General features: G+C 32.8%; 10 protein-coding genes and 1 other RNA gene. All 11 read right to left on the bottom strand.

Annotated features, from left to right (window positions below; genetic code table 11):
- Window positions 1–1,462 (bottom strand): 1-deoxy-D-xylulose-5-phosphate synthase (dxs, locus tag ACMUOV_RS06750; RefSeq protein WP_413854340.1); only part of this gene is annotated, 1,462 nt, incomplete at its 3' end.
- A 170-nt stretch (window positions 1,463–1,632) separates the two neighbouring features.
- A complete protein-coding gene (locus ACMUOV_RS06745) occupies window positions 1,633–2,535 on the bottom strand; it encodes a polyprenyl synthetase family protein (RefSeq protein WP_413854339.1) in 903 nt (300 codons plus the stop codon).
- Window positions 2,513–2,764 carry an exodeoxyribonuclease VII small subunit gene (xseB, locus tag ACMUOV_RS06740; protein ID WP_413854338.1) on the bottom strand — a complete coding sequence of 84 codons (252 nt, stop codon included), beginning with the start codon at window positions 2,762–2,764 and terminating at the stop codon, window positions 2,513–2,515. Before xseB ends, ACMUOV_RS06745 begins: the two co-directional genes overlap by 23 nt.
- 1 nt (window position 2,765) lies before the next feature.
- A complete protein-coding gene (xseA, locus tag ACMUOV_RS06735; RefSeq protein WP_413854337.1) occupies window positions 2,766–4,001 on the bottom strand; it encodes an exodeoxyribonuclease VII large subunit in 1,236 nt (411 codons plus the stop codon).
- 186 nt (window positions 4,002–4,187) lie between these two features.
- A complete protein-coding gene (rny, locus tag ACMUOV_RS06730; RefSeq protein WP_413854336.1) occupies window positions 4,188–5,750 on the bottom strand; it encodes a ribonuclease Y in 1,563 nt (520 codons plus the stop codon).
- A gap of 98 nt (window positions 5,751–5,848) precedes the next feature.
- The gene (locus tag ACMUOV_RS06725; protein ID WP_413854335.1) at window positions 5,849–6,448 is read right to left on the bottom strand and encodes a 5-formyltetrahydrofolate cyclo-ligase; all 600 of its coding nucleotides are present in this window, start codon (window positions 6,446–6,448) and stop codon (window positions 5,849–5,851) included.
- 26 nt (window positions 6,449–6,474) lie between these two features.
- Window positions 6,475–6,633, bottom strand: a non-coding RNA gene (gene ssrS / locus ACMUOV_RS06720) — 6S RNA.
- 1 nt (window position 6,634) lies between these two features.
- Complete coding sequence (locus ACMUOV_RS06715) at window positions 6,635–6,928, bottom strand: hypothetical protein (RefSeq protein ID WP_413854334.1); 294 nt, start codon at window positions 6,926–6,928, stop codon at window positions 6,635–6,637.
- Between the two features lies 1 nt (window position 6,929).
- Window positions 6,930–7,178: a hypothetical protein gene (locus tag ACMUOV_RS06710; protein ID WP_413854333.1), complete on the bottom strand. Its 249-nt coding sequence runs from the start codon at window positions 7,176–7,178 to the stop codon at window positions 6,930–6,932.
- 147 nt (window positions 7,179–7,325) lie between these two features.
- Window positions 7,326–8,585: a 3-isopropylmalate dehydratase large subunit gene (leuC, locus tag ACMUOV_RS06705; protein WP_413854332.1), complete on the bottom strand. Its 1,260-nt coding sequence runs from the start codon at window positions 8,583–8,585 to the stop codon at window positions 7,326–7,328.
- A gap of 1 nt (window position 8,586) precedes the next feature.
- On the bottom strand, window positions 8,587–9,232 hold a 646-nt coding region (locus ACMUOV_RS06700), incomplete at its 5' end, for an alpha-isopropylmalate synthase regulatory domain-containing protein (RefSeq protein ID WP_413854331.1).

Raw genomic sequence — 9,232 nt, 5'->3', positions numbered from 1 at the left:
CTATTTCTAAAAATTCAAAATTTCTATGAAAAGATACAACTCTAGTTCCACTTCCTCTAGGATACCTTATAACAGAAGGACCTTTTAATGTAAGTGCTGTATTAAACATATCTTGTAGCTCTGTCTCATTTGCTGGGGCCATAATAGTTAAATTAGGAATATATTTTAAATAAGAAAAATCAAAAGCGCCGTGATGAGTTGCCCCGTCTTCACCGACAATACCTGCCCTGTCAAGCATCATAACCACAGGTAAATTTTGCAATGCAACATCATGAATTATATTATCTAAAGCCCTTTGCATAAAAGTTGAATATATTGCAACTACCGGTTTTAAACCGCCGGCTGCAAGCGCCGCCGCAAAAGTAACGGCATGCCCTTCATCTATACCTACATCAAAAAACCTGTCGGGAAATTTTTTTGAAAATTCTTTTAAACCCGTTCCGTCCGGCATAGCTGCAGTAATTGCGACTATTTTGTCATCATTGTGTGCAAGTTTTACTATGGCTTTTGAAAAAACTTCGGTATATGTAACTTTTTTTAAGGAAAGTGTTTTTCCGGTTTTTATATCAAAAGGACCTATACCGTGAAACCTTGTAGGTGCTGCTTCGGCAAACTTATAACCTTTTCCTTTTTTTGTAACAATATGTAAAAGAACAGGTCCTTTAAAGTTTTTTACTTTTGATAACATATCAATAAGTTTATTTATATTATGCCCGTCTATAGGACCTACATAAGTAAAACCCATTTCTTCAAACATCAAGCCGGGAAACAATATCACTTTAAACCTTTTAACCAATTTTTTGATTGAATTAAAACTTAAAAATTTTAATTTTGAGGCAATTTTTAAAACACGTTCTTCTATTTTTTGCACACCGGCTGCAGTTAAAAGATTTGCAAAATATCCTGCCAACACTCCCACTTTTTGAGATATAAACATTTGGTTGTCGTTTAAAACAACAAGCATATCTTTGCCGAGTGTTCCGGCATTTTGCAGCCCCTCAAAAGCAAGCCCGCCGGTCATTGAACCGTCACCTATTATCGAGACAACTTTATAATTTTGATTTTCCAAATCCCTTGCTACGGCAAAACCCAAACCTGCAGAAATTGAAGTTGAAGCATGACCGGTTCCGAAGCTGTCATATTTAGATTCCGAAATTTTCGGAAAACCGCTTATACCTTTATATTGTCTTAATGTTTCAAATTTATCTTTTCTGTCGGTAAGTATTTTATGTGCATATGCCTGATGACCTACATCCCATATAAACTTATCTTTTTCAACATCAAAACAATAATGAAGAGCTATGGTCAATTCGACAACACCTAAACTTGAAGCAATATGCCCGCCTGTTTTTGATGTTGTTTTTATTATTTTCGTCCTTATTTCTTTTGCAAGTTGCGGCAGTAATTCTTTTTTTATTATTTTTATCCCGTTCGGTTTTGATATATTTTCCAAAATTGACATAAAAATTTGCTCCACAAATTTTTAGCTGATAAGCTGAAAAGCTTAAAAGCTGATAAGTTTTCGGTATGGCGAAAAATCTAATTATTTATTTTTCTTCTAAAAACCTTTCAGCATTTCAGCTCTCAACCCTCTAAGCTAAAGTTCTAAAACAAATTGCTTTGCAATTTGTTTTAGAACTTTCTTGTTATCATATAGTCGGCTAAAGATTCAAAAACTTCTTTATTTAATTTAAAACCGGAAACAACTTTTTTTGCTTCCTTAATTAATTTATTTGCATTCTGCTCGGATTTTTCTTTCCCGTACAAACGCAAGTAAGTTAATTTATCGTTATCTTTATCACTGCCGTTTTTACCCAACAATTTTTTATCCGCATAAACATCCAAAATATCATCGGCAATTTGAAAAGCAACACCTATGTTATGCCCGTATTTTTCAAGTGCTTTTAAAGATTTATCTTTTGCACCTGCAAGTATCGCCCCGGTTAACAAACTTGCTTTTATCAAATCGGATGTTTTATGTATATGAATATATTCCAATTTCTTTTTACAAAAAGAAATATTTTTCTTATTCCATTTTCCCGCTTCTATTGTATCTTCGACTTGTCCCGCAATCATTCCTTTAAAACCGGAATAACCGGCAAACACTTTTATTGCTTTAACAATTCTTTCTGCAGGAACATTTGCTTTTGCAATAAGGTTAAAACTTTCCGTAAGAAGTGCATCACCTGCAAGTATAGCTGCTGCCTCACCGAATTTTTTATGGCTTGTAAGTTTACCTCTTCTTAAATCGTCATTATCCATTGCAGGCAAATCATCGTGAATTAATGAATACGTATGTAAAAATTCAACGGCACAGATTGCAGACTCTATTTTCTTTATATTTAAACCGAAAGTTTCGGCACCGAGCATAACCAAAACAGGGCGCAACCTTTTACCGCCTGCAAGAACGGAATACCTCATTGCCCGAGACATTATAGAATTATCTTCAGGCAAATATTTAACTAACAATTTATTTACAAACTTTCCTTTTTGTTGTAAATATTTCTTTAAATCAAACTGTTTGGTTTTCTTCATTTTCTTTTTTATCCTCAACGAAATTTTCTTTATCTATTTTACCATTTTTTTCCATAATAATCTCTATTTTCTTTTTTGTTTCGTTAAGTTTATCGGAGCATTCGTTAACCAAAGAAATTCCTTCTTCAAAAAGTTTCATTGCTTTATCTATGTCAAGTTGTGAATTTTCCATTTCATCAACAATTGTTTCCAATCTATTTAAAGAATTTTCAAATGTATTTTTTTTCATATTATTCCTCTACAACTTTTGTTTCTATATTACCGTCCGTTAATTTTATATTTATTATATCATCAACATTAACTTGTTTTTTTGTTTTTATAACATTACCTTGTTTATCAAAACAAACGGAATATCCTCTTTGTAAAATTTTAAGAGGCGACAATAAATCAAGTTTTTGAATTTTTAATTGTAAATTATGATTTTTATTTTCAATAATATTTTTAATATAAAATATTATTTTTTCTTTTAAATCATCAACATATTGAATTCTATCCTCATAAATCAAATAAGGTTTTGATAATGCTCTGCAATTTTTTAAATAATTTATTTTATCGGTATAAATACTTATTAAACTTTCCATTTTATCAATTATTACATTTTGTAATTTTTCTATTTTCTCTTCCAAATCAATTTTATTTTTGGCAACAATTTCGGCAGCAACCGAAGGAGTTGCCGCTCTTACATCGGCAACAAAATCGGCTATGGTAAAATCAACTTCATGCCCGACACATGAAATTACGGGAATTTCCGAATTAAAAATTGCACGAGCAACATTTTCCTCGTTAAAAGCCCACAAGTCTTCCAAACTGCCACCGCCTCTGCCGACAAGTAAAACATCCAATTCTTTATGATTTTTATTCAAATATTTTATTGCTTCTTCTATTTCATATTTTGCGGTTTCACCCTGAACCCTAACGGGATAAATTAAAACTTGAACATTTGAATATCTTCTGTTAAGAACGGATAAAATATCATGTAATGCGGCACCGTCTTTTGAAGTTATAACACCTATTTTATTAACCAAATAAGGAATTTGTTTTTTATGATTTTCGTCAAACAAACCTTCTTTTAAGAGTTTATTTTTAAGTTTTTCAAATTTTTCCTGAAGAGTACCGATGCCGGCTTCCTTCATAAAAAACACCTGAACCTGATATGAACCTCTTTGTAAATATGCAGTAATTCTGCCGTACGCCAAAACTTGCATTCCGTCTTTCGGAATAAATTTCAGTTTCTGATTATAACCCGCAAACATAACGGCAGAAATTTGGGATTGTTCATCTTTAAGATTAAAATATAAATGACCGGAAGAATATTTTTTGCAGCTTGATATTTCACCGCAAATCCAAACCTGCGGGTAATTTTCTTCCAAAATAATTTTTATTTCATTGTTTATTTGAGTAACGGAATAAATTAATTTTCCATCATCATCATTCTGGTTGTTGTTTTCTATTTCAAAATCAAACATAATAAAAATCGCTTTGCGATTTTTTTGATGTATAGATGTATTGATGAACGGATGTATAGAAACAAAAGAAATGACAACGACAAGATTTCTCGCTATCGCTCGAAATGACATCTATTCCTTTTGTCGTTATACTTCTATACTTCTATACTTCTATACCTCTATACCTCAAAAAATGCTTCGCATTTTTTATTTGGCTACATCTTGAGCACGAACTTCACGAATAACCGTAACTTTAATTTGCCCGGGATAATTAAGTTCCTGTTCAATTTTTTTAGCTATATCATGTGCAACTATTTGCGCCTGTTGATCATCTATATTTTCGGGTTCAACCAAAACTCTTATTTCTCTTCCCGCCTGAATTGCATAAGCGGAAGCTACACCTTTAAAATTTTTGGCAAGGGTTTCCAATTGTTCAAGTCTTTTTAAATAGCTTTCAATTGTTTCTCTTCTTGCACCGGGTCTTGCAGCAGATATTGCATCGGCAGCAATCAATACAAATGCCTCTGCGCTTTTCGGTTCGGCAAAGCCCTCATGATGAGCTAAAATTGCATTTATCATTTTCGGAGATTCACCGAATTTTTTAGCCAAATCCGCCGATATTTGATGATGAGTTCCCTCAACTTCATGGTCAACGGCTTTTCCTATATCGTGCATTAAACCTGCTTTTTTACAGAAAGCAATATCCACACCGAGTTCTCCCGCTATTGCACCTGCAAGCCATGTAACTTCAAGTGTATGTTGCAATTGGTTCTGCCCGTAAGAAGTTCTGAAATGTAACCTTCCGAGTAATTTAATAATTTCAGGATGTAAATTCGGAACACCGGAATCAATAGCGGCCTGCATACCTATATTTTTTATTTCTTCATCCACTTCTTTTTGTATTTTTTGAACCACTTCTTCAATTCTTGCTGGGTGTATTCTTCCGTCAGCAATTAATTTTTCCAAAGATTTTTTTGCAATATATCTTCTAACGCCGTCAAAAGCCGATATCGTAATTGTTTCCGGTGTATCATCTATCAACAAATCAACACCCGTTGCCTGCTCAAATGCTCTGATATTTCTGCCTTCTCTTCCTATTATTCTTCCTTTTATTTCATCGTTTGGAATTTGAACGGTTGATGTTGTGGTATCAACGGTGTGGTCGGCTGCAACTTTTTGTATTGCTACAGAAAGGATTTCCTTTGCTTTTTTATTTGCATTTTCTCTTGTTTCCTGTTCTATTTTTTGAGAATAAACAATGGCATCTCTTTTTGCTTCATCAAGCATTTCTTTTATTAAAGTTTGTTTTGCTTCCTCTCTTGTAATACCTGAAATTTTTTCCAAAACTTTTTTCTGTTCGTTTTTTATGTTATCAATTTCAACAATTTTATCGCTAATACTTTTTTCTTTTAATTCCAAATCTTTCTCTTTTTGTTGAAATTCTTTATCTTTTCTATCCTGAGTTTCTACCCTTTTATCAAGAAATTCTTCTCTTTGTAAAAGTCTTTTTTCGGAATTTTGAATTTCAACTTTCTTTTCCTTCATTTCTTTATCAAATTCTTTTCTTTCGTTATCAATTTGTTCTCTTGCTTCAATCAACATCTGCTTTGTTTTTGCATCACCAAGCATTTTGGCTTCATTTATAATTCTGTTTGAAACCTGCTCCACGGATGAAGAATCGATTTTTGCATATACATATCTTATTACAAAACCTAAAACAAAACAAACACAAGCTACACCTATTAAAATCAATAAAAACTCGACTGTCATATTATCTCCTTTAAAAAAATCGCTTTGCGATTTTTTAGCTGATAAGCTGAGCAGCTGATAGTTTAACAAAAAAACGTTAAACTCCTCAGTTTTCAACTCTAAGCCAAATTTGTTTCGCAAATTTTAATTTGTTTTTCCGTTACCAACATACCTACCGGCAAATCATATTTTCCTTTCGGAAGTTCCGAAACCACCTGAACTTCATAAGCCAACCCGATTCTTTTTTTTATATCGGTTCCGTCAAGCCATCTGTCATAATAACCCTTTCCGTAACCTATTCTGTAACCTTTTTCATCAAAAACTATTCCCGGAACAAGTATCAAATCAACATCATTTTTATCTACTATCAAATTTTCATCAAATTCAGGTTGCCTTATACCATATACTTTAACATTACACTCTTCCAACGAATTTATTTTTATTGCTTGCATAATACCATCACCCGGTGTTAATATTATGGGAACGGCAACTTCTTTTCCGTCAAGCAAAAAATCTTTTATCATAATATCGGTTATAACTTCGGAACCGTAGGAAAGATATAACATTATCGTTTTAGCTTCGGCATATATTTTTAAACTTTTTATTTTTTCCAAAATACCGCTACTGTAAGAATTCCTTGCTTCAAATTCTATTTTATTTCTTATCATTAAATATTCGTATCTTATTTTACTTTTTTTCTGTTCAACCAAAATATTCATTACCTGTTCCCATAAATTAAAAAATAAAAAACCCCACACTTGCCGTGTCAGTTAAGCATTTAAAGCCCTTTATTTTCAGGTGAGAAATACGGTTTATGCACTTAAGCATAACTCACGTAAGCTTCTCTTAAAGAACTTCATCGGAATAAATACATTAACTTAAAACACCAACAATGCAGGGAAATATTATTGTTCAGGCAAAACCAAACTGTCAATAAAATTTATTAAACTTTCAACTTTTCTAATATTTTTATCTTGAAAATTTTCGTTATTTCCCTTCATTGCACACAACTCTTTAGCTATATAAAAAGTAGCAAAAACCTTTGCTATATTTGTATTTATTTTTCCGCCGTTTTGCGACTGTTCATACAAAATTTTATTATAAACTTCATTTACATAGTCAACAACCTGAGATGATAATAAAGAATCTTCATCATCTATATAGACGGTTGTTCCCATAATATTAAAATTATTACCCATACTATTGTAAAGAATTTATCCTTTTTAATAACTTTTCAATTCTAATTATAGCTTTTTTTTGTTTATCCTTCAATAACCGGTTTTCATTAAATCTTTTACTGTGAGTTTGCGCCTCACTTTTATAAAAAGAAACTTCAGCTTTTAAAGTTTCATTTTCTTGCATCAAATTTTTATAAAGCGAACCCATTTTTTGTAATTTTTTTGTTAATCGTTCAATAACTTCCGTTTCTTTTAAATCTAAATCAGACATAATTAAACCTTAAAAAATCACTTTGCGATTTTTACAACAAACTTCTCAGCCCTCAACCATCAACACTAAACTATCGTTACAATCTATACCCCTATAACCTTCTAATAACCCAATAATCTAAAAAACTTAGATTCCCACTCAACTGCCTCATACATTATTAGGATCTGCTATATATCCCTTTATTGCAGAAGCCGCTGCAACTGCAGGGCTTGCCAAAAAAAGTTCGGATTTGGTATTCCCCATTCTGCCCACAAAATTTCTGTTTGTTGTAGAAACACATTTTTCTCCGTTAGCAAGAATTCCCATATGTCCGCCCAAACACGGACCGCAAGTAGGTGCTGAAATTATTGCACCTGCTTCTATAAATATTTTCATTAAACCTTCTTTTAATGCATCGGCATAAACTTGCGGTGTTGCAGGTATAATAATTGTTCTGACATTACTGTTTACTTTTCTGCCCTTTAAAATTGAAGCAGCAACCCTTAAGTCCTCAATTCTTCCGTTTGTGCAAGAACCTATAACAACCTGATCTATGTAAGTTTTTTTCATAGTTTTTGCCGCTTTTGCATTAGACGGTAAAAACGGTAACGAAACTTGCGGATAAATTTTTGAACAATCTATTTCCATAACATTTGCATATTTTGCATCTTTATCACTTTCATAAATTTTAAATTTTCTTAAAGCTCTTTTTGAAACATAGTCCAAAGTAATTTTATCTACGGGGAAAATACCGGATTTTCCGCCCGCTTCAATAGCCATATTTGCCATTGTAAGCCGGTCTGCCATTTTTAAATTTTTTATTGTTTCACCCGTAAATTCCATTGTTTGATACAACGCACCGTCAACACCTATTTTACCGATTATGTAAAGTATCAAATCTTTACCGCTTACAAATTTATTTAATTTTCCTTTTAAAACAAATTTTACAGACTGAGGAACTTTTAACCACACTTTACCCGTTGCAAGTGAAGCACCGACATCGGTTGAACCGACACCGGTTGAAAATGCACCGAGTGCCCCGTAAGTGCATGTATGGGAATCGGCCCCGATAACAATATCGCCCGGAACAACTATTCCTTTTTCCGGAAGTAAAGCATGTTCTATACCTACATTACCGCCTTCATAGTAATGTTTAATTTTTTCTTTTTTGGCAAATTCTCTGACAAATTTAACATTTTCGGCAGATTTAATATCTTTGTTAGGTGTAAAATGGTCCATTACAAGGGCAATTTTATTTTTATCAAAAACTTTCTTTTTACCTGTTTTTAAATATTCTTTTATTGCCAAGGGTGCGGTAACATCGTTGGATAAAGAAATATCAATTTTCGGTTCTATAAATTCACCCGGGACCACAACTTTTTTACCGCAATGAGCTGCCAATATTTTTTCCGTTATTGTTTGACCCATTTTATTTTTTCCCTCCGATTTGCATAACAACAATTTTATTTATTGCATGAATATAAGCATTTATACTTGCTTCGACAATATCGGTAGACATTCCTTTGCCTATATAATTTGCACCGTCATATTTTACTTTAACATTTACTTCACCTTGTGCATCTTCACCGCTTGAAACAGCCCTTAAAGTATAGTCTTCCAAGCTGACGGTTATTCCCGTAATTTTATCAATTGCTTTATATGCGGCATCGACGGGACCCGACCCGCAAGCTGCTTCCTGTATAACTTCTTTTTTATTTTTAATTGTTTTTATAAGTCTTATGGTAGCCGTAGGAATTACACCTACACCGGAAGTAACATTTACATAATCTATGGTATAAACTTCCTTAACTCCGGAAACGGATTGTTCAACCAACGAATTTATATCATCATCGAACACACATTTTTTCTTATCCGCCAAAAGTTTAAACTTTGTAAATAACTGTTCCATTACTTCCGTTTGTAATTTATAACCTAAATCTTTTAACCTTTTAAAGAAAGCATGTCTGCCGGAATGTTTACCGAGTACCAATAAACTTTCTGGCACTCCCACATCCTGCGGAGACATAATTTCGTAAGTTCTTTTATCTTTTAACATTCCGTCTTGGTGAATACCT

The organism is Candidatus Ruminimicrobium bovinum, from assembly GCF_902760015.1.
In the GTDB taxonomy this organism is placed as follows: Bacteria; Elusimicrobiota; Endomicrobiia; order Endomicrobiales; family Endomicrobiaceae; genus Ruminimicrobium; species Ruminimicrobium bovinum.
Note: the sequence above shows the minus strand (reverse complement) of the source record. Positions and strands in the feature narration are given on the sequence as shown.

Bases quoted from the DNA above. Each gene is read 5' to 3' on its own strand.
- ACMUOV_RS06710 (WP_413854333.1), bottom strand. From the start codon at position 7,178: ATGTCTGATTTAGATTTAAAAGAAACGGAAGTTATTGAACGATTAACA.
- rny (WP_413854336.1), bottom strand. From the start codon at position 5,750: ATGACAGTCGAGTTTTTATTGATTTTAATAGGTGTAGCTTGTGTTTGT.
- leuC (WP_413854332.1), bottom strand. From the start codon at position 8,585: ATGGGTCAAACAATAACGGAAAAAATATTGGCAGCTCATTGCGGTAAA.
- ACMUOV_RS06745 (WP_413854339.1), bottom strand. From the start codon at position 2,535: ATGAAGAAAACCAAACAGTTTGATTTAAAGAAATATTTACAACAAAAA.
- xseB (WP_413854338.1), bottom strand. From the start codon at position 2,764: ATGAAAAAAAATACATTTGAAAATTCTTTAAATAGATTGGAAACAATT.
- xseA (WP_413854337.1), bottom strand. From the start codon at position 4,001: ATGTTTGATTTTGAAATAGAAAACAACAACCAGAATGATGATGATGGA.
- ACMUOV_RS06725 (WP_413854335.1), bottom strand. From the start codon at position 6,448: ATGAATATTTTGGTTGAACAGAAAAAAAGTAAAATAAGATACGAATAT.
- ACMUOV_RS06715 (WP_413854334.1), bottom strand. From the start codon at position 6,928: ATGGGTAATAATTTTAATATTATGGGAACAACCGTCTATATAGATGAT.